This window comes from Xanthomonas sp. PPL134 (assembly GCF_040595915.1).
Classification (GTDB): domain Bacteria; phylum Pseudomonadota; class Gammaproteobacteria; order Xanthomonadales; family Xanthomonadaceae; genus Xanthomonas_A; species Xanthomonas_A indica.
This window is the reverse complement of sequence record NZ_JAMDLL010000009.1, coordinates 101,500-123,641: the sequence shown is the minus strand read 5'-3', so window position 1 is coordinate 123,641 and position 22,142 is coordinate 101,500. Positions and strand designations below refer to the sequence as shown.

The window sequence follows — 22,142 nt, the reverse complement described above, 5'->3', positions numbered from 1 at the left end:
GTCCGATGCCAGGTTTTGCGTGCTGCGCCGCGTCACGTCGTCGCACCGCGACACCTCGACGCAGGCGCGCCGGTTTTGCTGCGTCGCGTCACGTGCGGCGATTGCACCGAACCGGCGGATGTGCTGTTTATCGGAACACCCGTATCACCAGGTGTCGCAATCTGCGACAGCGGAGCCGGACATGGCGCAGCATCCTTCGCAACATCAACTCGGTCAGGCCCGCCGCGCGTTCTTCGAACGCGGCGGCGCACCGGTCGGGCAGGTGCCCGACACCATCCTGCAGTCGTGGCAGCGCTGCCAGCGCCTGGGCCTGGCCGCGGATGCCAAGCCGGCAATCGAGCCGCTGGAGGCCTCGCGCCTGCGCGCCCTGCGCGAGGCGCACGAGCGCCTGTGGCGGCTGGCCCGCGCCGAGCTGGAAGGCCTGGCCGGCGACGCCGCGGCCACCGGCAGCATCGTGCTGCTCACCGACGAGGCCGGCTGGATCCTCGACGCCGAAGGCAGCCCGCGCTTCCTCGACAAGGCGGGCAGGGTGGCGCTGATGCCGGGCGCATGCTGGAGCGAAACCCAGGTCGGCACCAATGCGATCGGCACCGCCATCGTCGAAAGCCGCTCGGTGGAAGTGCGCGGCGGCGAGCACTACTTCGCCCCGCATCAGATCCTCAGTTGCGCGGCGGTGCCGATCTTCGATCCCTACGGCCGCCTGGCCGGCGTGCTCGACATCTCCGGCGACGCCAGCGTGCAGCACATGCATGCGTTGGCGCTGGCGCGGATGGCGGTGGCGAACATCGAGCACCGCTACTTCGACGACGGCATTCCCGGCTGCGAACTGCTGCGCGTGCACCACGACCCGGCGCTGCTCGGCACCGCGCGCGAGGCGCTGCTGGCGTTCCGCAACGGCCGCCTGGTGGCGGCCAACCAGGCCGGGTTGCGGCTGTTCGGACTGGAACGCCACGAACTCGGGCGCGCGCCCTACGAGGCACTGTTCGAGGAACCGCTGTCGCGGCTGCGCCAGCAGGGCAGCGTGTTCGACCTGCAGGGGCGCGCACTGCACGGACGCATCGACAGCCCGGCCGACGACCGTCCGCGGCGGCGCCCGCAGCAGGCGCCGATCACCGTGACCACGTCGTCGCGGCCTTCGGCGGCGGCCGCGTCTGACGCGCCGCTGTTCGATGCCGCGCAGGAGCTGGCGCTGGAACGCGCGCGGCGCGTGCTCGACGCGCAGCTGCCGGTGCTGGTGCAGGGCGAGACCGGCACCGGCAAGGAAGTGTTCGCGCGCGAACTGCACCGGCGCAGCGCGCGCGCCGGGCGCCCGTTCGTGGCGGTCAACTGCGCGGCGCTGCCGGAAGGGCTGATCGAAGCGGAACTGTTCGGCTACGAGGACGGTGCCTTCACCGGCGCGCGCAAGCACGGCAGCCCGGGCCTGCTGCGCCAGGCCGATGGCGGCGTGCTGTTCCTGGACGAGATCGGCGACATGCCGCTGGCCCTGCAGCCGCGGCTGCTGCGCGTGCTGCAGGAACGCGAGCTGCTGCCGCTGGGCGGCGGCAAGCCGGTGAAGCTGGATTTCGCGCTGATCTGCGCCACCCACCGCGATCTGGACGCGGCGATGGCCGAACAGCGCTTCCGCCCCGACCTGTACTACCGCATCGCCCATCACTGCGTGCAGGTGCCGGCGCTGCGCGCGCATCCGGACCGGCGGACGCTGGTCGCCGACCTGTGGACACGGCTGGGGCAGGGCAGGCGCCTGACCGAGGCGGCCCTGGCGACGCTCAGCGCCTATGCGTGGCCGGGCAACCTGCGCCAACTGGTGGCGTGCCTGCGCACGCTGGTGGCGTTGAGCGAGGCGGACGCGCTGGTCGATACCGACGCCTTGCCGGCTTACCTGCCCGGCCTCCGCGCGGCGGAGCAGGGCGGCCACGGCGGCACCGCGATGCCATTGCCCGACGCCGACCTGGACAGCCTGGCGCTCGGCGCCATGCGCCAGGCACTGGATGCCTGCCAAGGCAATGTGTCGCAGGCCGCGCGCCGGCTGGGCATCAGCCGCAGCACGCTGTATCGGCGGCTGCAGTTGGGGACGCACTGAAGCAGGGTGTCGCGACGCTGCCGGCAACACTGCACAAGATCATCGACCTCGCCTGTCTCGATCGCCAGCGCTGCGCGGACGCCGCAACGCATTGCCGCGACACGGCCGCTGCCGACCCAGCGGCAGCGGCACTCGGCTGTCGCCGTCGTTCAATCGTAGCTATTGTTCAGACACGGCGAACTCTTCGGCGTGATCACGCTGAAGCTATCGTCGTACAAGGCGATGATGCAGGTGTTGGGTGCATCCTCGGTCTCGTAGTTGCATTGCTTGCTGTTGCGGCTGCGCGAGACGTTGCCCATCTGGAACGACAGGCTCCAGTCATCGTTGGACCCGGTCTGCGCCTGCAGCAGCACCGGCGATGTCGATTCGCCCGGCTGCAGCGAGACCGCCACTGCGGTATTCACGAAATTGCCGCACGTGTGTTTCACGCTGACGTTGGTGATGACCTGGCCCGTTCCGTTGTTGACCACGAACGTTCCCTGATACTGCGTTGCACTGACGCCTTCGGCCAGTAACTTGTCGCCTGTCTTGTCCATGATTCGGTCTCCGTTGCGCATCGGTGGATGGGTGGAGTTGCTGCATGTCGCCCACGCGTGATTACGCTATCGCCGGCAACGCGCAGGCAGCCAGCGAATCGGCCGTCGCCAGTAGACAGCTCAACCCGGATTTGTAGACAGTTCGGCGCGGTTTTTTGCGCTCGTCATGTGCGATCGCCTAGCGCAGGCGTCGCTTCCTCGATGTGCGCCTGCCGTTCTTTGAGACACCATGGCATGCGCCTGCGTGCGGCATCGACGCAGGGAACACGTCCGGGTGAGCGACCGGCGAGCCGGCGTCATGCACACGCAGGAGCGGCTTCAATTCCCGGCAATGCCTGTCGCGGCTGAAGCCGCTCCTACGCGCGGGCCTTGCGTTGTGGCCGGGGCGATTGGCGCTGTCCATTCCAGCGCCGTCGTGGGGATGCGCGTGAGGCGGGCCTCCCGGCGTCTGTCTGCGCTGCTGCGCCTGTGCCGACAGGACCGCTCAGGGAAGGAGGCGCACACGCTTCACGAACCGCAACCGCTCGTCCGGGCCCGGACCGGCAATGCGGTCGCCGTTGGCTTCGGTGGCGTACTCCAACGCCACCTGCCTGCCCTTGAGTGCCTTCTTCAACACCGACACCTCGCTTTCTGCCTCGACGACAAACCAGTCGCCACACTGCACCGTGCAATACGCCTCCACCTGCCGCCCATCGGCCGCACGCACGACGATGCTCATGTCGTCGATGCCGCCGCCCTCGACCAGCGTGCCGGTGACGGACGCGGCCAGCGCGGTGATCGGCGTGAGGGCGAGCAGGGCGAGCAGCCATCCGGTTTTCATCAGCGTCTCCAAACGCGTGCGAGGGTGGCAACGTACTGGCGGTGTTCGCGCCATGCTGCACGTCGACGACCCACTCAGGGCATGAAATCCCACTGCAACCCGACCGTATAGCCGCGATCCGGACCCGGTTCGTAGTAACGGCCATTGCCGTCGTTGACGATGACCGAACCGATGTAGCGGCGATCGAACGCGTTGTCGATGCGCGCGAAGGTCCGCAGGGTGCCGTGCGCGGTGGTCCAGCGCCGCGCCGCTTCCAGATTGAGCACGGCGTAGCCGGGCGCGGCCTCGCTGGCCAGGTCGTTGACCACGGTGTCGCCGGCGGCCACGCCCTCCACCGCGAACTGCCAGGCGCGCGGCTGCCATTGCCAGCGCGCGAACAGTTGCTGGCGCGGCACGCCGGGCAGGCGCGTGCCGGCGGCCACCACCGCGGTGGGCGTGGCGCAGCCGCTGCTGGCGCAAGTCAGGTAGGCCTGGCGCACCGTCGCCTGCAGCCAGGTGTAGGCCAGCTGCAGTTGCGCGCTGTCGCCCAGCGGCAGGGTCAGGCTGGTCTCGGCGCCCTGGCGGCGGGTGCGGCCGATGTTGCGGTAGGTGCTGCGGCCGTTGGTGTTGCTGGCCACCGCCAGCTCGTCGTCGGTGCTGGCGCGGAACAGCGCTGCGTCCCAGCTGGCGCCGGCGGCGTTGCGCCACTTCGCGCCCAGTTCCAGGTTCTGGCTGCGCGCGGCGGCCAGGTCCAGGGCCAGGCCGGCGCCGCCGTCGCGGCGGTAGCCCAGCTCGTTGAAGGTCGGGGTCTCGAACCCGCGCCCGGCCGAGGCGTAGAGCCGCAGATCGTCGCTGACGCGGAACACCAGCCCGGCCACCGGCGTGGTCGCGGCATAGTCGGTGCGGCCGCTGTCGTCGGGGTTGCGGCCGACGATGTAGGCGTCGTCCGAGCGGAACCGCACCTGGCTGTGGCGCAGGCCGGCCAGCAGCGACCAGCGCTCGGCGAACTGCCACCAGGCCTGGGCGAACTGGTCCACGTTCTCCACCCGGTCCTGCTGGTCGCGGCGCAGCCGGCCCTTCACCCCCAGCGTGCTGCCGACGAAGTTCTCGTAGCCGGTGCGGTGCTGTTGCTGGCGATCGGCATTGGCACCGACGGTGAACTGGAACGGGCGGCCGCCCAGTTCGCCCTGCCAGGCCCAGCGCGCGTCGAGGCCGCCGTAGTCGCCATCCAGGTCGATCACGCCGCCGGCGTTGAGCGGGTTGCTCTGCGCACTCACCGGCACCGACAGGTACTGCTCCACGTCGCGGCGCCCGGCGTAGCCCATCAGCCGCCAGGTCTGCTGGTCCACCTGCTGGGTGAAGATGGCGCCGGCCTGCACCTGGCGGGTGGACTTGCGGGTGTCGTACTGGCTGGCCACGGCGGTGGCCTGGCGTGGGTCGGCGGCGACCTGGGCGCGGCTCAGGCCCAGCGGATCCTGCGCATCGGGCGCCTCCAGCGCGTTGAGCAGCAGGTCCAGGCGCCGCCCCGGCCCCAGGTCGATGCCGATCTTGGCGTTGAAGGTGGTGCGCTGCGCGTGGCTGTGGTCGCGGTAGCCGTCGGTGCTGAAATGGGTGGCGGCCAGGTTGTAGTGGACGTCGCCGTTCTGGCCCAGCGCCTGCGCGCTGAGGGCCGCGGTGCCGTGGCTGCCGATCGCGCTGCGCAGCCGCCACGGATCGTCCGGCTGGCCATCGGCGCTCCACAGCTGCACCACGCCACCGGAGGAATTGCCGTACAGCGCCGAGAACGGCCCGCGCAGCACCTCGACCCGCTCGCTGCCGAACAGGTTGAAGTTGGACAGCTGGCCCTGGCCATCCGGCATCGTCGCCGGGATGCCATCGAGCAGCAGGCGCACGCCGCGCACGCCGAACGCCGAGCGCGCGCCGAAGCCGCGGATCGACAACTGGGTATCCTGCGCATAGTTCTGGCGGTCGCGCGCGAGCAGGCCGGGCACCCCGGCCAGGGCCTCGGAGGCCTGCACGCCGAGGCGGTCGCTGTCGCCCAGGCCGGTGGTGGTCAGCGACGCCGGCAGGTCGAAATCGGCCACGCCGCCGACGCGGGCGGCCTGGACCTGCAAGACGGGCAGGGTGGTGGCGGGATCCGCGCCGGGAGCGGCGCGAACCAGGGACGACAGCGCCATGGCGCAGGCCCCGCAGAGCAGGGCGGAGGGGAGGGGAACGGACATGCACCATCATCGCCCATGTGCCGCCGCACCGCACCCGGCCAAGCGCGACCGCGTTTGTTAGGATGAGGTGTTTGACCGCGCCGGCTCCGGTCCCCCCGGCCCCCCACCTTCGCCACCGAACGAGTACCGCCGTGTCCTTCTTTGCAAACGTGGAACAGGTCCCAGGCGACCCGATCCTGGGCCTGACCGAGGCCTACAACGCCGACTCCCGCCCGACCAAGGTCAACCTGGGCGTGGGCATCTACTACGACGAAAACGGCCGCATCCCGCTGCTGCGCGCCGTGCAGCAGATCGAACAGCAGCTGGCGCAGGAGGCCAAGCCGCGCGGCTACCTGCCGATCGACGGCCTGCCCGCCTACGACCTGGCCACGCAGAAGCTGCTGTTCGGCGCCGAGTCGCCGCTGCTGGCCGCCGGCCGCGTCGCCACCTCGCAGACCGTCGGCGGCAGCGGTGCGCTGCGCGTGGGCGCGGACCTGCTGAAGAAGCTGCTGTCCACCTCGACCATCGCCATCAGCAACCCGAGCTGGGAGAACCACCGCGCGGTGTTCACCGCCGCCGGCTTCGACGTGGTCGACTACACCTATTTCGATCCGGCCAGCCACGGCCTGAACTTCGACGGCATGCTCGCCGACCTGCGCGCCCTCGCGCCCGGCAGCGTGGTGCTGCTGCACGCCTGCTGCCACAACCCCACCGGCGCCGACCTGAGCCAGGCGCAGTGGCGCACCGTGGCCGAGCTGCTGAAGGAACGCAACCTGTTCCCGTTCGTGGACATCGCCTACCAGGGCTTCGACAAGGGCATCGACGCCGACGCCTACGCGGTGCGCCTGCTGGCCGAGGTCGGCATCGACAGCTACGTGGTCGCCAGTTCCTACTCCAAGTCGTTCTCGCTGTACGGCGAACGCGTCGGCGCGCTGTCGGTGGTCTCGGCCAACGCCGCCGAGAGCAAGGCGGTGCAGTCGCAGGTCAAGCGCATCATCCGCACCATCTACTCCAGCCCGTCCACGCACGGCGCCGCGCTGGTCGCCGGGGTGCTCAACAGCCCGGAACTGCGCACGATGTGGGAGCAGGAACTGACCGAGATGCGCGAGCGCATCCACGCCCTGCGCGCCGGCATGGTGCAGAAGCTGGCCGCCCTGGGCGCGCCGGAGTTCGGCTTCATCCAGCAGCAGGCCGGCATGTTCTCCTACTCGGGCCTGAGCAAGGCGCAGGTGGACCGGCTGCGCGAGGAGTTCGGCATCTACGCGGTCGGCACCGGCCGCATCTGCGTGGCCGCGCTGAGCCAGAAGAACCTGGACTACGTGACCCAGGCCGTGGCGACCGTGCACAAGGGCTGAGTGCCGCCGGCGAGGCCGCCGCCTGGCGGCCTGATGCAGTCCGGCCAGGACATCGCACCGGGAGCGCGCAAGCCTCCCGGTTTTTTTATGCCCGCCGCCAACGCCGGCGCGCCTGGGGCGGGATCGCGCAGGCGGCGCTGTGACGTGTGGCGCGATCGATCGGGTCGCCGCACGGCATCCTGTGCCACCTGCGCAGGCGCCAGCGCAGGTCACGCCGCATGCCGTTGGAAATGGCCGATCAGCGCCGCGAGGTCCGGGGTCGCCACCCGTGCGGCGACGTAGCCGTCCGGACGCACCAACAGCCACTCGCCCGGGTATGGTGCGTAGGCGTCGGCGAAGTGGCCGTGCACATCGCGCAGATCCCCGGCCGGACCGATGATGTGCACGTGCAGTCCGCGGCACCCGGGGGCGAGGGCCCGATCGGCGGCATAGCCGAGCAGGGTCCAGTGGGTGCCGCGCAAGACCTCGAAAAGCCGCAGCGGCTGCCCGCCCGCACCGCGCAGCGGCGCATCCGGCGCCCGGTCGCCCGGCTGTAGTATCCGGCGCTCGCCCGCGTCGGCCTGCAGCGACAGCGACGAGGCCCGGTACTGCAGGTCGAGCTGCTGCACCTCGCGACCGCGCCGCTGGTCGCCGTGGCGGGCGCGATCGAGCAGCCGCGTGGACAGGCCCAGCATCGCGGCGGCGATCGGCCGCCGCTCTTCCTCGTAGGTATCGAGCAGAGCGGCGGGCGCGCCGCGCAGCACCGCGGCCAGCTTCCAGCCCAGGTTGTACGCATCCTGGGCGCTGGTGTTCAGCCCCTGGCCGCCGGTCGGCGGATGGATGTGCGCCGCATCGCCGACCAGGAACACGCGCCCGGCGCGGTAGCGATCGGCCAAGCGCGCGCTCATCTGATAAGCCGATGCCCAACAGACGCGGTCGATCACCAGGTCGTCGCGGCCGGTACGCGCGCGCAGCATGGCCGCCAGGCCCGCGACCGACAGGTCCACCTCGCCGTCGCGCGGCACCGGCGCCTGCAGTTGGAACAGCGCCGTGCCCAGCAACGGGCACAGCGAAATGCGCCGCGCGTTGTCGTCCTCGTAGAACGTATGCCAGGCATCACGCGGCAGCCCGTGCAGCACGATGTCGGCGACCACGGCGCGCACGCCCAGGGTCTGGCCGGGAAAGCCGATGCCCAGCATGGGGCGCACCGCGCTGCGGCCGCCGTCGGCGCCGATCAGGTAGCGCGTTGCGATGGTCTGCTCGCCGGCCGGCGTGGCCACGCGTACGGTGACGCCCTCGGCGTTCTGCGCGAAATCGAGCAAGGCATGGCCGAACTCCACCTGGTGCCCCAGTTCCGACAGGCGCGCGCGCAGCGCCGCTTCGGTCAGGAACTGCGGCACCATCAACGGGCTGCGATAGGGTTCGGCCGGGGTGGCGGGACCGCCGTCCACCACGACCGTATCGACCCAGCTGCCGTCGGCGCGATGGGTGCGCGACACCGGGTAGAGGCCACCGGCGGCGAACAGTCGATGGATCAGGCCCATGTCCTCGAACATCTCCTGGCTGCGTGGCTGGATCCCCTTGCCGCGGGAGCCGGGGAAGGGCTGGTCGCGCTGTTCCAGCAGCCGGAACGCGACCCCGCGGCGGGCCAGTTCGATCGCCAGGGTCAAACCGGCCGCGCCGGCACCGCAGATCACCACCTCGGGGGACATCGTCATCGCTGCAGGCTCCATAAATGTGCAAAATGCACTTAACTGGAGAGGACGATATGCCTGCCGATAAGAGAGTGCAAGATACACATATCTCGCCCGAACTGAAGTCGCTGCACCTGTCCATGGTCAGCATCGCCAGCGTGATGAACCGCCCGCGCAACGACGCGCGACTGCTGGAAGAAGCCGGCCTGACCCTGGACCAGGCGCTGTTCCGCCTGCTGGTGGTGATCGAGCGATTCGGGCCGATCGGGGTGGTGGACCTGGCCGAGCGCCTGGGCCGCGACTACACGACCATCAGCCGCCAGGTCGCCAAGCTGGCGGCGATGGAGCTGGTCGAACGCCGCGGCAACGCGCAGGACCGGCGCCTGCGCGAGGCCACCGTCACGCCCAAGGGCAAGGACATGACCGACCGTCTGGATGCGGCACGCGAGCGCATCGGCCGGCGGATCTTCGCCTCCTGGGCGCCGCAGGACGTGACGGATCTGGTGCGGCTGATGGCGAAGTTCGCCGCTGCCCTCGAAGCCGGCGAGCGCACGCCATAGCGGCACGCGCGCGTCGGCCGCTACGCGGCGTTTCGACGCGCGTGCAGCGCGGCGCATCGAAATCCGCGGCGCAACCCGCGACAATGGCGGTCCCCTTCTCACGCAAGGCCGCCCTGCCCATGTCGCGAACGTCGCTGACCCGCTTCCTGATCGAAGAACAGCATGCCGGGCGTATCGGCCCGGAACTGCGCCAGCTCATCACGATCGTGTCCCGCGCCTGCAAGCGCATCTCCATCGCGGTCAGCAAGGGCGCGCTGGGCGGCGTGCTCGGCGATGCCGGCACCGGCAACGTGCAGGGCGAGGCGCAGAAGAAGCTGGACGTGCTCAGCAACGACATCCTGCTCGAAGCCAACGCCTGGGGCGGCCACCTCGCCGCCTGCGCCTCGGAAGAGATGGACCACTGCCAGCCGGTGCCCGACAAGTACCCCAGCGGCGATTTCCTGCTGTTGTTCGACCCGCTGGACGGCAGCTCCAACATCGACGTCAACGTCTCGGTCGGCACCATCTTCTCGGTGCTGCGCGCACCGCCGGGCACCGACAAGCCCGGCGACGAGCACTTCCTGCAGCCGGGCACCGCGCAGGTCGCCGCCGGCTACTGCATCTACGGCCCCAGCACGATGCTGGTGCTGACCCTGGGCCACGGCACCCACGCCTTCACCCTGGAGCGCGAGGAGGGCAGCTTCCTGCTGACCCAGGCCGACATGCGCATCCCCGAGGACACTGCCGAGTTCGCGATCAACATGTCCAACCAGCGCCATTGGGAAGCGCCGATGCAGCAGTACGTGGCCGACCTGCTCGCCGGCAGCGAAGGCGTGCGCGGCAAGAACTTCAACATGCGCTGGATTGCCAGCATGGTCGCCGACGTGCACCGCATCCTCACCCGCGGCGGCATCTTCATCTATCCCTGGGACAAGAAGGATCCCGGCAAGGCCGGCAAGCTGCGGCTGATGTACGAAGCCAACCCGATGGGCATGCTGGTGGAACAGGCCGGCGGCGCCGCCAGCACCGGCCGCGCGCGCATCCTCGGCCTGCAGCCGGAGCAACTGCACCAGCGCGTGCCGGTGTTCCTGGGCTCCAAGAACGAAGTGGCCGAGGCGGTGCGGTATCACCTGGAGCACGACAGCCGCCAGGGCTGAGCGGACGGCGCGACAGTCGCGCGTCCAGGTCCCCTGGACGATGGCGGCTGTCGCCCGCACTGCCGTATAGTCGCTGCCGCAACGCCGACGCATGGCCGCGGTGGTGCAGGGGGAATCCGCCACAGGCGGCGTATTGCGCTTCGGCGAGATCGTCCTGGAACGGCAGCCGTCGCTCCTGGGCGGTGCCTCGGCGCGATGATGTGCGCTATCGCGGTCGTAGCGCCGGTGGCGGTAAAACAACGCAAACAGGGGAAAGTGCGATGAAACGTGTCTTCGGGCTGTTGCTGCTGCTCGTCTCGGGTGTGGCCTGTGCCGACACCACGCAACAAGGGAAGATCACCCGTGTGGTGGTCGAATCCAACTACGCCTCCGTCTGGCTGGAGAACCAGCCGACCAACAACGAGTGCGCGTCCGACGGGCGCTGGGTAATCGATTTTTCCGCGGATACCATCGCCAAGGAAAAGTATTCGGCCATCCTCTCCGCTGCCTCTTCCAGGACCCAGGTCGTGCTGCAGTTCACGACCAGCGAGGGCTGTGGCGGCTTCGGTGCGAAGAAGATCCACTACGTCGACCTGCTGTACTGATCGCACACGCACGCCGCGCCCCTGGCCGGGGGCGCAGCGATGCGGCAGGATGCAGCCATCAAGACGAACAAGGAGGTTCCGATGCGCTGGTGCGTGATGCTGGCGGCGGTGTTGTGGAGCGGCATGCTGTCGGCGGCCGAACCCTTTCGCATGCAGAACCTGATGCTGCTGCAGCCCGACGCGGTGATGCACGAGCGTGCCGGGAACATCGAAGCGCTGGCGGCGTATGTGAAGGCGCTGAACGCCGCGGCGTCGCGCGAACTGGCGCGGGTCGGCACGCCCCGGCCTGCCGCCGGCTTCGTGGCGGTGGCCGTCCGCCCCGGCGGCCGTTCCAGGATCTGGCTGGATCTGGCACCCGCACTTCCCGATGCGACGGCAACGACGCTGGTCACGGCACTGGAGCGGGTGCCGCCGTTCCAGGCCAAGGGCGGCGTGGTGGTGTTCGCGCTCAACGTCACCCTGTGGGACGCGCCGCCGACCGAGCGCCAAGGGCCAGCACCAGCGGCCTGGCAGCGTGCCACCGAGGGCCAAGGGGCGCCGATGGAGATCGGCGACCTGGTCGATCGGGTCTGGCCCGCGAGTGCGGCGCACTGAGGCCGCTGCGCGCCTTCGCTTGCATCCTGTTGGATGACAGATCCGTCCGCCGCGACGTCACCCTGATGTGCACCGCCGCCGCTGTGTCCGCGGTTGCCTGGCGTGGTGGCTGCGGTAGGGTAGCGGCAGTGTGGCGGCCTGCGCGAGCGCGATGACCGCAGGCGGTCGTCACGTGCACCTGGTCCGTACCGGGCGGGAGGAACCCCATGAACCAGACCCTCGTCGTGCTGTTCTTCTTCGCCACCGCACCGGTCGCGCTGATGCCCACCGTCATCGCGCTGTTCACCCGCCACCGCTGGCGAAAGCGCATCGTGTTGATCAACCTGGCGCTGTGGACGCTGCTGTTCTTCGCCGCCAGGAGCTTCACCCTGTACAACTCCAGCCGCTTCGAGTTGCCGACCCTGCTGGCGCTGGCGGTGTGGCTGGCGCTGCTGGGCATCGCGATCCGCGGCAACCCGGCGGCCACCGACAAGCGCTAGCGTCGGGCAACGCGGCACCTGTTCCGCTGAAGCGCGGCGGCCAGCGGCCATGTCGCAGTGGTAGGCACGAGGACGGCGCGCACAAGGTCAGCGCCGACCTGTACCACTGGCTCACCGACGTCGGCTCCAGCATCGCCGGCGGCAGCCCGCCATACTGGGCCGGCGACGCCATGGGCAGCACCGCCTACCGGGACGTGAAGCAGACGCCGAAGGTGCTGGCCGACACCATCACCACCGCCGCCAGCAATGCCGCCCACCTGGCGCGCCTGCTCAAGGCCAGTCCGTACCCGCCGCCGCTGGCCTGAGGCGGCGGCTGCGTCGCCGCGCCAATCGCTGGCGGCCGCGTCGCTGCGGCTGCAACCCTGCGAAATCGCTGGTAAGGTCGCGCGATGTCCGACCCGCATCCCGATTTCATCGAAGTGTTCGAGGGCGCCATGTCCCGCGAGGACTGCGCCGCCATCCTGCGCCGCCTGCGCGGCAGCACCCAGTTGCGGCCCGGCGAAGTCGGCAGCGGCGTGTTTCCCGAGCTCAAGCGCAGCCGCGACCTGCGCATCAGCGGCCTGGAACCGTGGCGCGACGTGGAACAACGACTGCAGCAGGCCGTGTTCGGCGGGCTGCTGGGCTACCTGCGCAAGTACCCGCAGACCCTGATCTCGCCGCTGATGCTGCAGGTACCGGGCGCCGACGGCCAGCCGCACCGGCTCAGTGCCGACGACTTCGCCCTGCTCGACGATGCCGCGCTGTCCAACCTGGCGCGCACCTGCCTGCGCCCGGGGGCGATCAACCTGCAGTGGTACGAGGCCGGCGAGGGTGGCTATCCGTACTGGCACTGCGAACTGTATCCGCGCGATCCCGGCGCCGAGACCTTGCACCGGCATCTGCTGTGGACCCTGTACCTCAACGACGATTTCGACGAGGGCGAGACCGAGTTCCTGTTCCAGCGTCGCAAGATCGTCCCGCGCGCCGGCAGCCTGCTGATTGCCCCCACCGCCTTCACCCACACCCACCGCGGTAACCGCCCCCAGCGCGGCGACAAGTTCATCGCCACCAGCTGGATCCTGTTCCAATCAGCCCAGGCGTTGTACGGCCTGGAGTAGGGATTCGTCGAAAGCAGGGAGTGGGGATTGGGGATTGGGTATTCGCAAGAGCGGCTTTCTTGGCGGTTGAATTGCAATGGCGGCGGACCGCGGCGTCGCGCCGCTTTTGCGAATCCCGCATCTCAAATCCCTACTCCCTGCTTTCGACGAATCCCCACTCCCGAGTCCCCACTCCCCGCTCAAAACAACTCGCCCTGCGGCGACGGCGGGCGCGGCGGCAGCGGTTTGACGAAGCGGCTGCAGTCCAGTTGCCGGCGTGAGAACGCGGCGTAGCCCAGCCGCTTGTGCGCCAGGGCGAAGCGCCGCGCCAGCAGGTCGGCGTAGACGCCTTCGCCGCGCATGCGCTTGCCGAAGGTGCTGTCGTAGTCCTTGCCGCCGCGCAGTTGCTGCACCGTGCTCATCACGTGCGCGGCGCGATCGGGGTGGTGCGCCTGCAACCAGTCGCGGAACAGCGGCGCCACTTCGTGCGGCAGGCGCAGCAGCACGTAGCCGGCGGACTCGGCGCCCGCCTCGCGGGCCGCTTCCAGCACCGCTTCCAGCGCATGGTCGTTGATCCACGGGATCACCGGCGCCACCATCACCCCGACCGGCACCCCGGCGGCGTGCAGGGTACGCATCGCCCGCAGCCGCGCGTGTGGCGCCGAGGCGCGCGGCTCCAGCCTGGCCGACAGCCGCGCGTCCAGCGAGGTCACCGAGAAGTGCACGCTGACCAGGTTGTCACGGGCCAGCGGCGCCAGCAGGTCCAGGTCGCGCTCGACCAGCGCGTTCTTGGTGATCAGCGAGAACGGGTGGCGGGTCTCGGCGAACACCTCGATCAGGCGCCGGGTCAGCTGCAGCTTGCGCTCGATCGGCTGGTAGGCGTCGGTGTTGATGCCCAGCGCGATCGGGCTGGGCACGTAGCCGGGCTTGGCCAGTTCGCGGCGCAGCAACTCCGGGGCATTGGTCTTGGCGAACAGCCGCGTCTCGAAGTCCAGCCCCGGCGACAGGTTCAGATAGGCATGGCTGGGACGGGCGAAGCAGTAGCTGCAGCCGTGCTCGCAGCCGCGGTACGGGTTCACCGATTGCGCGAACCCCACGTCCGGCGACTGGTTGCGGCTGATGATGCTGCGCGCGGTCTCCTCGCTCACCTGGGTGCGCAGGCGCGGGGCGGCGAACTCCTCGCTGTCGTCGGGGTGCCAGCCGTCGTCCTCGGCCTGGCTGACGGTCCGTTCGAAGCGGCCGGGCAGGTGGCTGCCGGCGCCGCGGCCCTTGATGGCAGTGCTCATCGGCATAGGCTACGCGCCGAGCGTCTCGGCGGATGCGACGGTGCCTGCCGCCGCGCTGAATCTTTCAGCCCGACGACCGCGGCATGGTCATCTTCCTCCTTCGCGCAGGCATTGGACGCGCTGTCAGCGCAGCAGGTCGACGCTCACGGTGACCCGGCCGAGATGATGCCGCGCTTTGCCGGGGCCGATCCCCACTCGCTCGCGAACAGGTCCCCACGGGTGTCACGCGGCAGCCGCGAGCGGGTGTCATACACGATGCAGGCCATGTCGGTTCGCGGCGCCGGTGGCCAGCAGCAAGACAGGCGGCCTCCGCGTCGCGCAGGCCGACCGCGCCATCCCGCGCCGGTATCGCCTTCGCCGCAACCTCCGCGCCACCCTCTAGAATCCGCCGATGCTCGTGATCGCGACTCTGCAGAACACCTGGGACCGGCTGACCGGTATCCCGCACATCGGCGCCTACCTCACCGCCGCCTACCTGCTGTACATCCTGTGGCTGAGCGGCTGGATCGTGCTGCAGAAGCGCGAGCCGGCGGCGACGCTGAGCTGGGTGCTGTCGCTGGCCGCCCTGCCTTACCTCGGCTTCGTCATCTACTACCTGCTGGGCCCGCAGAAGGTGAAGCGGCAGCGCCTGCGCCGCGGCCGCTCGCGCTCGGGCATGGAGCACTACAGCAGCGTCTGCCCGCCGGACGCCGACTGCACCGAGCTGGCCAAGATCGCCCAGGCCACCACCGGCCTGGCGCCGAGCTCGGCCACCGCGGTGCAGTGGCTGGTCGACGGCGCGGCCACCTACGAGGCGATCGTGCGCGACATCGGTGCCGCCCAGCACCACGTGCACCTGGAGTACTACATCTTCAATCCCGACCGCACCGGCACGCGCATCCGCGACGCGCTGGTCGAGCGCGCCCGTGCCGGCGTGCGGGTGCGCCTGCTGCTGGATGCGGTCGGCTCCTCGCAGGTACGCAAGCGCTTCCTGCGGCCGCTGCTGGAGGCCGGCGCCGAGGTGGCCTGGTTCCATCCCACCCAGCTGCTGCGGCCGTTCAAGTTCAAGCGGCCCTGGGTCAACCTGCGCACCCACCGCAAGATCGTGGTGATCGACGGCCGCATCGCCTTCACCGGCGGCATCAACGTCACCGACGAGGAGAACGAGGCGCTGCGCGCCGATGCCTACCGCGACCTGCACCTGCGCTGCGAGGGCCACGTGGTGCGCAGCCTGCAGCTGGTGTTCGTGGAAGACTGGCTGTACGCCACCCGCCAGGGCCGCGACGCCTTCGACATGGCGCGGATCTGGCCCAACGACATGCCCAGCCGCGATGCCGGCAGCATCCAGGCACAGGTACTGGTGTCGGGACCGGATTCGTCGTGGGAGAGCATCCACCGCCTGCAGGTCGCGGCGATCTACGAGGCACAGCGCCGGGTCTGGCTGGTCACGCCGTACTTCGTGCCGGGCGAGGCCGCGCGCATGGCGCTGACCTCGGCCGCGCTGGGCGGGCTGGACGTGCGCCTGCTGGTGCCCAAGCGCAGCGACTCGCGGCTGGTGACGCTGGCCGCGCGCTCGTACTTCGACGAACTGCTGCAGGCCGGCGTGCGGATCTACGAATACGGCCCGCGCATGCTGCACACCAAGGCATTGATCACCGACGAGGACCTGTGCCTGGTCGGCAGCGCCAACTTCGACAACCGCAGTTTCCGGCTCAATTTCGAGGTCGCCACGCTGTTCCGCGACCACGGGCTGACCCGGCAGCTGGCCGAGCTGCTGGAAGGCGAGATGGCCGATGCGGTGCGTGTGCGCGACGACCGCAAGCGCTCGCTGTGGCGCTATCGGCTGCCGGAGGCAGTGGCGCGGCTCACCTCGCCGCTGCTGTAGTCGCGGCGCCCCGGCGGCCGGGCCACCCGCACCGGCCGTGGCGCCACGTGGAACCGGCACGCCCGGCGGCGCTACACTGCGCCATCCTTGGGGAGATCGTCATGTACTGGCTCTTTCTGCCGCTTGCGCTGGGTGCTTTCGTTCTGGCGTTCACGACGCCGCACATGTGGTTGCTGGTGGTGAGCCTGCTGGCCGCGCTGGCCTTCCTGCTGGCCTGGGCGCGCGGCTGGTACGTGGCCAAGATCGGCGACGCCAGCCAGCGCGATGCGATGCCGATGATCGACCCGGCCGAGCTGCGCCGGCTGCGCGAGCAGGCCGAGGCGCGCCGCGCCGCGGCCGCCGCCAGCGACGACGCCGCGGCGCCGTAACGGCACGCCGGCGATGACCAAGCTCAGCGTCAACGTCAACAAGATCGCGGTGCTGCGCAATTCGCGCGGCGGCGACCTGCCCAGCGTGCTCGAGGCCGCGCGCGCCTGCCTGGATGCCGGGGCGCACGGCATCACCGTGCACCCGCGGCCGGACCGCCGCCACATCCATGCCGAAGACGTGCTGGCGCTGGCCGAGCTGACCCGCGACCGCGGCGTCGAATTCAACATCGAGGGCAACCCGTTCGCACCCCCACGGCCCGGTTATCCCGGGTTGATCGCCCTGTGCGCGCAGGCCCGCCCGGCGCAGGCGACCCTGGTGCCCGACGGCGACGGCCAGCTCACCTCCGACCACGGCTTCGACTTCGGCCGCGACAGTGCGCGCCTGCGCCCGCTGATCGCCGAACTGAAGGCGCTGGGCTGCCGGGTCAGCCTGTTCGTCGATGCCGACAACCCCGAGCTGGCGGTGGCGGCCGAACTGGGTGCCGACCGCATCGAGCTCTATACCGGCCCCTATGCGGCCGCATGGGAGCGGGGCGACAGCGCCGCGGCGGCGCCGTTCGCGGCCGCCGCACGCCGCGCGCAGGCGGCCGGCCTGGACGTCAACGCCGGCCACGATCTGGCCCAGGCCAACCTCGGCGCGTTCCTGGCACACGTGCCGCAGGTGCTGGAGGTCTCGATCGGCCACGCGTTGATCGGTGAGGCGCTCTACGCCGGGCTGGACGCCACGGTGAAGGGCTATCTGGCGGTGCTGTCCGGCGCACGCTGAGCCGGACAATCTCTGCGAGGCAGGCGCCGCTCTGGAGTCAGGCGCACTTTGCTGGCGCAGCCGCAGCGATCACGTTCCGCAGGGCTGTCGCGCTCAGCGCAAGCTGGTCACGGCGCGTCTTGCACTGCCGCCCTCAAGCCGGAACGACGAGCGGCGCACGACATGCACGACGCCACCTTATCGGTGGCGTCGCAACACATCGCGGTCCGGCGGGCCGCCGCTTACTGCACGAAGCCGATGCGCTGGACGTCGGCGTTCTTCGCCGCCGCCAGCACCTTGGCCATGGCGTCGTAGTCGGCATCCGGGCTGGCATCGATGCGCAGCTCGGGCGGATTGCCGGCGGCTTGCGCCATCGCCTGCTGCAGGCGCGGCTGCAACTCGCGCAAGGGCAGGGGTGAGGCATTCCAGAACAACTGGCCGCTGGCATCCAGGCGCAACTGGATCGGGTCAGGTGGCTGCAAGGGCCTGGACAGTGCCGGCGTCCGCTGCGGCAGGTCCATGGTGATCGTCCGCGTCAGCATCGGCGCGGTGACGATGAAAATGATCAACAGCACCAGCATCACATCGACCAGCGGGGTGACATTGATCTCCGCCAGCGGTCCCCGATTCCCTGCAGCACTGAACGCCATGGCCAGCCTCCTGTGGGTGTGGTGTCGCGCCACCAGCCTACACCTGGGCCGCGGCGATGTGCGAGTGGGCGGCCAAGGATGGCGCGGGCATGCGGGCTTGGCCCAGGCGGCGGACACGCAGGCTGCAGGGGGCACGGGAGGCGCGTGTCCGGACCACTCGGCTACATGACGCTTCAGCGCATCCGGCCGCGGACCGGGCATGCCTGGCGAACGGGCAGGGAGGGGCTTCCGTCCGCGCATAAAAAAACGCCACCGTTGCCGGTGGCGTTTGCAGTCGCGTCATGACTGAGGTGTAGCGGTGAAGCGAATTGCGGTGAAACTTATTGCTGCACGAAGCCGATCTTCTTCATGTCCGAGTTCTTGGCGGCGGCCAGCACCTTGGCCATCACTTCGTACTCGGAATCCGGATTGGCATCGATGCGCAGTTCCGGCTGGTTGGTCGGATCGCGCTGGACTTCGTTTTCCATCATCTGCGGGAGCGCACTCACCGCCACCGGGCTGTTGTTCCAGAACACCTGGTTCGACGCATCGATCCGCAGATCGATCGGCGGCGGCGGATCGCGCAACTGCGGCGGCGGGTTGATGACCCGCTGCGGCAGATCCACGTCGATCGGGTACGTCATGATCGGCGCGGTCACGATGAAGATGATCAACAGCACCAGCATCACGTCGACCAGCGGCGTGACGTTGATGTCGGCCATGGGACCACGGCCGCCTCCTGAGCTGAACGCCATGGCTCAGTTCCCCTTCTCTTTGGTCGCAACGAAGCCGACGTCCAGCATGCCCTGACTCTGCGCGATCTTGGTGATCTCGTTGATCGTGCGCATCTTGGTGGTGCGGTCGCCACGCAGGTTGAGCGGCGGCTGCGGGGTCTGCTGTGCGGCGGTCGAGAAGCGCGACTCCAAAGCTTCCTTGGAGATCGGCTCATCGTTCCAGTACAGCGACCCATCTTCCTTGACCGCCAGCGTGATCGGATTCGAACGCTTGTCGTCCTTGTCCGGATCCTGCTTCAAGTTGGCTTGGGGCAGTTCCACCTTGACCTTGTGGGACATCAGCGGTGCCGTGATGATGAAGATGATCAGCAGCACCAGCATCACGTCCACGAGGGGCGTGACGTTGATGTCGGCCATGGGGCCGCCGCTGTTACCACTACTGAAAGCCATAACGGGCTCCGTTAACGTTGCGTGGACGACTTAGCCGGGATCAGCGAACGCGCGAACCGGTGGCGAAGAAGTCGTGCAGGTCGTGAGCGAAGGTGTCGAACTTGGCGATCACCGAGCTGTTGACCTTGCTGAAGAAGTTGAAGGCGAACACGGCCGGGATCGCGACGAACAGACCGATCGCGGTCATGATCAGCGCTTCACCGACCGGGCCGGCCACGGCGTCGATCGAGGCGGAGCCGGTGGCACCGATCTTGATCAGCGCGCCGTAGATGCCCCACACGGTACCCAGCAGACCGACGAACGGCGCGGTCGCACCGACGGTCGCCAGCAGGGTCATGCCCGACTGCAGCTTGGTGCTTTCGCGGGTCACGGCCTGACGCAGGGCGCGGTCGACGAACTCCGAACGGCTCAGGGTCTCGCCCAGGCCGGTGCCGGTGCCGGCTTCGGCGCGCTGGTGGTGCGCAGCGGCCTGCGCGGCGTCCAGGGCAATCTTCGAGAACGGCTCGGAAGCCGGCTGCTCTTCCATCGCACGGATGGCGTCCTGCGCATTCGGGGTATCCCAGAACAGGCTGGTGACGCGGTCGGCCTGGCTCTTCAGGCGGGTGGCGCGGAAGATGTTGATGATCGTCCAGTACCAGGACGAGGCGGACATGATGATCAGGGTGATGAGCACCACCCAGGAGACGGCGAAGTCACCCGGCTTGGAGGTCATTTCGGTGATCAGGTGCTCGAAGCCCATCTGCGACAGGGCGTTCGATGCGTTGTTGCCCCCCGCAGCAGCGGCGATGAAAATTTCCTGCAGCATGACGCTTACCTTTGTTGTGTGTGGTGGTGATGAGGGTGGTGCAAAGAGTAGACAGGCCGTGCGGACCGGCGGTGCGCCGGCCCGCGAACCCTTGTATCAGTTCAGCGCGAAGTTGACCGGGACGCGGACGCGGCCGGCAGTCTTCTGTCCATTGACGACAGCGGCATTGAACCGCCACTTGCGCGCTGCTTCCATGGCGGCGCGGTCCAGGTCGCGGTTGCGGCTGGATTTCTCGACGGCAACGTTCGTGACGTTACCACTGGCATCGACGTCGATGATCAGGATCACCTCGCCCTGTGCGCCCGACCGGAATGCAGCCGGCGGGTACTTCGGCGGGTTCATGTTCTTCGACGAAATATCGACGCTAGCGCTGATGTCCGAGGGTGCGGCCGGCGGCGCAGGCGGCGACGGCGGGGTGGCCACGTCGTTCGGGCGCGGCTCCGGCACGTCGATCACCGGGGCTTCCGGCGGCGGCGGCAGCGGGGTCGGCTTCGGCGGCGCCAGGTTCTTCACCGGCGGCGGCGGGGTTTCCGGCGGCTTCGGCGGCGGCGGCGGCGGCGGGGGAGGCGGCGGCGGTGCATCCACCAGGGTGACCATGATGTTGCGTTCCTTCTCCGCCACCGCCTTGGGCGCAACGGCCGGAATCAGCAGCAACATCAGCGCCGCAAGATGCAGCGCGATTACGAAGGCAATACCGATGATGCGCGGCCAGCTGAGGCCGGAGGCGTCATCTTTGTCGTACTGCCGATGGATGACCAGTTGTTCCGTCATGCGCCAATGACTCGATTAAAGGGGGGCGGATTCCGCTGTGGAGCTGAACCCAAGTTCACGCGGCGATGACACCGCAGGAACCTCCAAGCTTATACCAATCCCTGTTACCTGCACTACTTTCAGCACTGGTCTTCGGGGGCTTTTTTTGCGTGCTACTTCAGGTTGATGATCTTCTTGGCGTCTTCCGGCTTTTTGACGCCCTTGGCCAGTGCCTGCTGCGCGGCCTGCTTGGCTTCGGCCACACGGCCTTCCGAATGCAGCACCTTGGCCAGGTTGAGATAGGTTTCGCCATCCTTGGACAGCGGCGCGGCCTTCTGCCAGTTCTCGATCGCCTGCGGCAGCTGGTCGGTGTAGTAGTACGACTGCGCCAGGGCGAGGTAGGTCTGGTAGTCCGGCTTCAGGATGCCCTTCTGCATGCCCTCGTTGATGACCGCGATGACGTCCTTCTCGTGGCCCTCGGTGTTGGCGTAGATCGAGTACAGCTGCTTGTATTCCTTTTCGTCGGTCAGCTGACCGGCGGCACGCAGCTTGTCCATGACCGCTGCGGCCTTGTCCATCTGGTCGGCCTGCATGTACATGCTGGCCAGGTTGAGCTGGGCCTTCTTGTCGTTGGGCGACTTGGCGGCCAGCGCCTCGGCGGCCTTGACCGCCTCGCCGGTCTGGCCGGCTTCGGCGTAGGACGCCATCAGCAGCTGGTTCCAGCTGTCCTTCGGCTCCGGCGACGCGGCGATCGCCTGCTTCAGCGCCGGGATCGCTTCCTGGTAGCGCTGCGCCTGGTACAGCGCCTGGCCCTTGAGGATCAGGTCTTCCGGGCGGGTCGACTTGGTTTCGGCGAGGAACTTGTCCAGCGTGGCCAGGCCTTCGGCGGTCTGGTCGTCCTGCAGCTGCAGCTGCGCCAGCATCAGCATCGACTGGTAGTGGCCGTTGTTGTCCAGGCCGTTGAACTGGATCGCCTGCTTGAGGTAGGCCTGCGCGGCCTTGCTGTCGTCGAGGTTGTAGGCGGCCTGCGCGGCCAGCTGCGCGGCGACCGACTTGTCGTACTCGTTGGCGCCGCTGTTGGCCAGGATCTCGTCGGCCTGGGCGCGCACCGAGGCGTAGTCCTCGCCCTTGTTGTAGGTGTCGCTCAGCTTCTGCAGCTTGCTGCCGAGCTTGGACGACGGCTTGCCGTTCGGCTCCTTGCGCTCGGCATTGGGGAACAGCACCGCCGCCTTCTCGTTCTTCGCATTACGCGAGGAGCGGTGGTCGGTGCGATCGCTCTGCGCAGCGGCATCGGTCACCACCGCGCCACCGAGGGCGGCGGTGATCACCAGGGACAACAACGCTTGCTTGCGGATGCGGAATTTCATGGGTCACCTCGGTGGAAACCGCCCGGAGCGGCACGGAAGACGGAGCGGCCATTCCTCGGCCGAGCCAGCAA

The 22,142-nt window shown here is 69.0% G+C and carries 23 protein-coding genes; 12 read left to right on the top strand and 11 right to left on the bottom strand.

The window, feature by feature from the left end:
* Positions 1-181: 181 nt before the first annotated feature.
* Positions 182-2,080: a sigma-54-dependent Fis family transcriptional regulator gene (locus M3U25_RS15850; RefSeq protein ID WP_355501631.1), complete on the top strand. Its 1,899-nt coding sequence runs from the start codon at positions 182-184 to the stop codon at positions 2,078-2,080.
* Between the two features lie 149 nt (positions 2,081-2,229).
* On the opposite strand, the gene M3U25_RS15845 is transcribed toward M3U25_RS15850, so the two are convergent.
* The 3 genes from M3U25_RS15845 to M3U25_RS15835 form a co-directional block, all read right to left on the bottom strand.
* Positions 2,230-2,616, bottom strand: a complete 387-nt coding sequence (locus M3U25_RS15845; protein ID WP_355501634.1) for a hypothetical protein — start codon at positions 2,614-2,616, stop codon at positions 2,230-2,232.
* Between the two features lie 484 nt (positions 2,617-3,100).
* Complete coding sequence (locus tag M3U25_RS15840; protein WP_355501637.1) at positions 3,101-3,436, bottom strand: hypothetical protein; 336 nt, start codon at positions 3,434-3,436, stop codon at positions 3,101-3,103.
* Positions 3,437-3,510: 74 nt separating this feature from the next.
* Positions 3,511-5,637 carry a TonB-dependent receptor gene (locus tag M3U25_RS15835; RefSeq protein WP_355501640.1) on the bottom strand — a complete coding sequence of 709 codons (2,127 nt, stop codon included), beginning with the start codon at positions 5,635-5,637 and terminating at the stop codon, positions 3,511-3,513.
* Positions 5,638-5,768: 131 nt separating this feature from the next.
* Here M3U25_RS15835 and M3U25_RS15830 point away from each other — a divergent pair, with 131 nt between their 5' ends.
* Complete coding sequence (locus M3U25_RS15830) at positions 5,769-6,971, top strand: amino acid aminotransferase (RefSeq protein ID WP_355501643.1); 1,203 nt, start codon at positions 5,769-5,771, stop codon at positions 6,969-6,971.
* A 209-nt stretch (positions 6,972-7,180) separates the two neighbouring features.
* Here M3U25_RS15830 and M3U25_RS15825 read toward each other — a convergent pair whose 3' ends face one another.
* Positions 7,181-8,668 (bottom strand): FAD-dependent oxidoreductase, encoded by a 1,488-nt coding sequence (locus tag M3U25_RS15825; protein ID WP_355501646.1) that lies wholly within the window; start codon positions 8,666-8,668, stop codon positions 7,181-7,183.
* A gap of 68 nt (positions 8,669-8,736) precedes the next feature.
* On the opposite strand from M3U25_RS15825, the gene M3U25_RS15820 reads away from it, so the two are divergent.
* The 7 genes from M3U25_RS15820 to M3U25_RS15790 all read left to right on the top strand — a co-directional run bounded on the left by M3U25_RS15820 (position 8,737) and on the right by M3U25_RS15790 (position 13,094).
* Positions 8,737-9,204 carry a MarR family transcriptional regulator gene (locus M3U25_RS15820; RefSeq protein ID WP_242082613.1) on the top strand — a complete coding sequence of 156 codons (468 nt, stop codon included), beginning with the start codon at positions 8,737-8,739 and terminating at the stop codon, positions 9,202-9,204.
* 119 nt (positions 9,205-9,323) lie between these two features.
* On the top strand, positions 9,324-10,340 hold the full coding sequence (locus M3U25_RS15815; RefSeq protein ID WP_184646907.1) for a class 1 fructose-bisphosphatase: 1,017 nt from the start codon (positions 9,324-9,326) through the stop codon (positions 10,338-10,340).
* 260 nt (positions 10,341-10,600) lie between these two features.
* Positions 10,601-10,924 (top strand): hypothetical protein, encoded by a 324-nt coding sequence (locus tag M3U25_RS15810; RefSeq protein ID WP_242157895.1) that lies wholly within the window; start codon positions 10,601-10,603, stop codon positions 10,922-10,924.
* Between the two features lie 81 nt (positions 10,925-11,005).
* The gene (locus M3U25_RS15805) at positions 11,006-11,518 is read left to right on the top strand and encodes a hypothetical protein (RefSeq protein ID WP_355501652.1); all 513 of its coding nucleotides are present in this window, start codon (positions 11,006-11,008) and stop codon (positions 11,516-11,518) included.
* Between the two features lie 206 nt (positions 11,519-11,724).
* The gene (locus M3U25_RS15800) at positions 11,725-11,997 is read left to right on the top strand and encodes a hypothetical protein (protein ID WP_355501655.1); all 273 of its coding nucleotides are present in this window, start codon (positions 11,725-11,727) and stop codon (positions 11,995-11,997) included.
* Positions 11,937-12,302: a hypothetical protein gene (locus M3U25_RS15795; protein ID WP_355588656.1), complete on the top strand. Its 366-nt coding sequence runs from the start codon at positions 11,937-11,939 to the stop codon at positions 12,300-12,302. Before M3U25_RS15800 ends, M3U25_RS15795 begins: the two co-directional genes overlap by 61 nt.
* An 84-nt stretch (positions 12,303-12,386) precedes the next feature.
* Positions 12,387-13,094, top strand: coding sequence for a 2OG-Fe(II) oxygenase (locus tag M3U25_RS15790; RefSeq protein ID WP_355501661.1), 708 nt, complete (start codon positions 12,387-12,389; stop codon positions 13,092-13,094).
* A gap of 179 nt (positions 13,095-13,273) precedes the next feature.
* On the opposite strand, the gene M3U25_RS15785 is transcribed toward M3U25_RS15790, so the two are convergent.
* A complete protein-coding gene (locus tag M3U25_RS15785; RefSeq protein WP_355501663.1) occupies positions 13,274-14,359 on the bottom strand; it encodes a PA0069 family radical SAM protein in 1,086 nt (361 codons plus the stop codon).
* Between the two features lie 391 nt (positions 14,360-14,750).
* Between M3U25_RS15785 and cls the strand changes: the two genes are divergently transcribed.
* The 3 genes from cls (at position 14,751) to M3U25_RS15770 (ending at position 17,357) form a co-directional block, all read left to right on the top strand.
* The gene (gene cls / locus M3U25_RS15780; protein ID WP_242157878.1) at positions 14,751-16,223 is read left to right on the top strand and encodes a cardiolipin synthase; all 1,473 of its coding nucleotides are present in this window, start codon (positions 14,751-14,753) and stop codon (positions 16,221-16,223) included.
* A gap of 101 nt (positions 16,224-16,324) precedes the next feature.
* Positions 16,325-16,591, top strand: a complete 267-nt coding sequence (locus M3U25_RS15775; RefSeq protein ID WP_010340662.1) for a hypothetical protein — start codon at positions 16,325-16,327, stop codon at positions 16,589-16,591.
* 13 nt (positions 16,592-16,604) lie between these two features.
* Positions 16,605-17,357, top strand: a complete 753-nt coding sequence (locus M3U25_RS15770; RefSeq protein WP_355501669.1) for a pyridoxine 5'-phosphate synthase — start codon at positions 16,605-16,607, stop codon at positions 17,355-17,357.
* 221 nt (positions 17,358-17,578) lie between these two features.
* Here M3U25_RS15770 and M3U25_RS15765 read toward each other — a convergent pair whose 3' ends face one another.
* From M3U25_RS15765 to M3U25_RS15740, 6 genes are all read right to left on the bottom strand, one after another.
* Entirely contained in the window at positions 17,579-17,986 is a 408-nt protein-coding gene (locus tag M3U25_RS15765) for a biopolymer transporter ExbD (RefSeq protein WP_355501672.1), read from the bottom strand.
* A 320-nt stretch (positions 17,987-18,306) separates the two neighbouring features.
* On the bottom strand, positions 18,307-18,720 hold the full coding sequence (locus M3U25_RS15760; RefSeq protein ID WP_010340665.1) for a biopolymer transporter ExbD: 414 nt from the start codon (positions 18,718-18,720) through the stop codon (positions 18,307-18,309).
* A gap of 3 nt (positions 18,721-18,723) precedes the next feature.
* Positions 18,724-19,149 carry a biopolymer transporter ExbD gene (locus M3U25_RS15755; RefSeq protein ID WP_010340666.1) on the bottom strand — a complete coding sequence of 142 codons (426 nt, stop codon included), beginning with the start codon at positions 19,147-19,149 and terminating at the stop codon, positions 18,724-18,726.
* A gap of 40 nt (positions 19,150-19,189) precedes the next feature.
* Entirely contained in the window at positions 19,190-19,954 is a 765-nt protein-coding gene (gene exbB / locus M3U25_RS15750; protein WP_010340667.1) for a TonB-system energizer ExbB, read from the bottom strand.
* Between the two features lie 96 nt (positions 19,955-20,050).
* Positions 20,051-20,725, bottom strand: a complete 675-nt coding sequence (locus M3U25_RS15745) for an energy transducer TonB (RefSeq protein WP_242082628.1) — start codon at positions 20,723-20,725, stop codon at positions 20,051-20,053.
* A gap of 152 nt (positions 20,726-20,877) precedes the next feature.
* Positions 20,878-22,071: a tetratricopeptide repeat protein gene (locus tag M3U25_RS15740; protein ID WP_355501678.1), complete on the bottom strand. Its 1,194-nt coding sequence runs from the start codon at positions 22,069-22,071 to the stop codon at positions 20,878-20,880.
* Positions 22,072-22,142 lie beyond the last annotated feature (71 nt).

What these genes read in the sequence shown, in the direction of transcription:
- cls (WP_242157878.1), top strand. Translation starts at nt 14,751, where the DNA reads ATGCTCGTGATCGCGACTCTGCAGAACACCTGGGACCGGCTGACCGGT.
- M3U25_RS15800 (WP_355501655.1), top strand. Translation starts at nt 11,725, where the DNA reads ATGAACCAGACCCTCGTCGTGCTGTTCTTCTTCGCCACCGCACCGGTC.
- M3U25_RS15775 (WP_010340662.1), top strand. Translation starts at nt 16,325, where the DNA reads ATGTACTGGCTCTTTCTGCCGCTTGCGCTGGGTGCTTTCGTTCTGGCG.
- M3U25_RS15745 (WP_242082628.1), bottom strand. Translation starts at nt 20,725, where the DNA reads ATGACGGAACAACTGGTCATCCATCGGCAGTACGACAAAGATGACGCC.
- M3U25_RS15840 (WP_355501637.1), bottom strand. Translation starts at nt 3,436, where the DNA reads ATGAAAACCGGATGGCTGCTCGCCCTGCTCGCCCTCACGCCGATCACC.
- M3U25_RS15810 (WP_242157895.1), top strand. Translation starts at nt 10,601, where the DNA reads ATGAAACGTGTCTTCGGGCTGTTGCTGCTGCTCGTCTCGGGTGTGGCC.
- M3U25_RS15765 (WP_355501672.1), bottom strand. Translation starts at nt 17,986, where the DNA reads ATGGCGTTCAGTGCTGCAGGGAATCGGGGACCGCTGGCGGAGATCAAT.
- M3U25_RS15805 (WP_355501652.1), top strand. Translation starts at nt 11,006, where the DNA reads ATGCGCTGGTGCGTGATGCTGGCGGCGGTGTTGTGGAGCGGCATGCTG.
- M3U25_RS15785 (WP_355501663.1), bottom strand. Translation starts at nt 14,359, where the DNA reads ATGAGCACTGCCATCAAGGGCCGCGGCGCCGGCAGCCACCTGCCCGGC.
- M3U25_RS15790 (WP_355501661.1), top strand. Translation starts at nt 12,387, where the DNA reads ATGTCCGACCCGCATCCCGATTTCATCGAAGTGTTCGAGGGCGCCATG.
- M3U25_RS15845 (WP_355501634.1), bottom strand. Translation starts at nt 2,616, where the DNA reads ATGGACAAGACAGGCGACAAGTTACTGGCCGAAGGCGTCAGTGCAACG.
- M3U25_RS15770 (WP_355501669.1), top strand. Translation starts at nt 16,605, where the DNA reads ATGACCAAGCTCAGCGTCAACGTCAACAAGATCGCGGTGCTGCGCAAT.
- M3U25_RS15850 (WP_355501631.1), top strand. Translation starts at nt 182, where the DNA reads ATGGCGCAGCATCCTTCGCAACATCAACTCGGTCAGGCCCGCCGCGCG.
- M3U25_RS15815 (WP_184646907.1), top strand. Translation starts at nt 9,324, where the DNA reads ATGTCGCGAACGTCGCTGACCCGCTTCCTGATCGAAGAACAGCATGCC.
- exbB (WP_010340667.1), bottom strand. Translation starts at nt 19,954, where the DNA reads ATGCTGCAGGAAATTTTCATCGCCGCTGCTGCGGGGGGCAACAACGCA.
- M3U25_RS15835 (WP_355501640.1), bottom strand. Translation starts at nt 5,637, where the DNA reads ATGTCCGTTCCCCTCCCCTCCGCCCTGCTCTGCGGGGCCTGCGCCATG.
- M3U25_RS15755 (WP_010340666.1), bottom strand. Translation starts at nt 19,149, where the DNA reads ATGGCTTTCAGTAGTGGTAACAGCGGCGGCCCCATGGCCGACATCAAC.
- M3U25_RS15740 (WP_355501678.1), bottom strand. Translation starts at nt 22,071, where the DNA reads ATGAAATTCCGCATCCGCAAGCAAGCGTTGTTGTCCCTGGTGATCACC.
- M3U25_RS15760 (WP_010340665.1), bottom strand. Translation starts at nt 18,720, where the DNA reads ATGGCGTTCAGCTCAGGAGGCGGCCGTGGTCCCATGGCCGACATCAAC.
- M3U25_RS15825 (WP_355501646.1), bottom strand. Translation starts at nt 8,668, where the DNA reads ATGACGATGTCCCCCGAGGTGGTGATCTGCGGTGCCGGCGCGGCCGGT.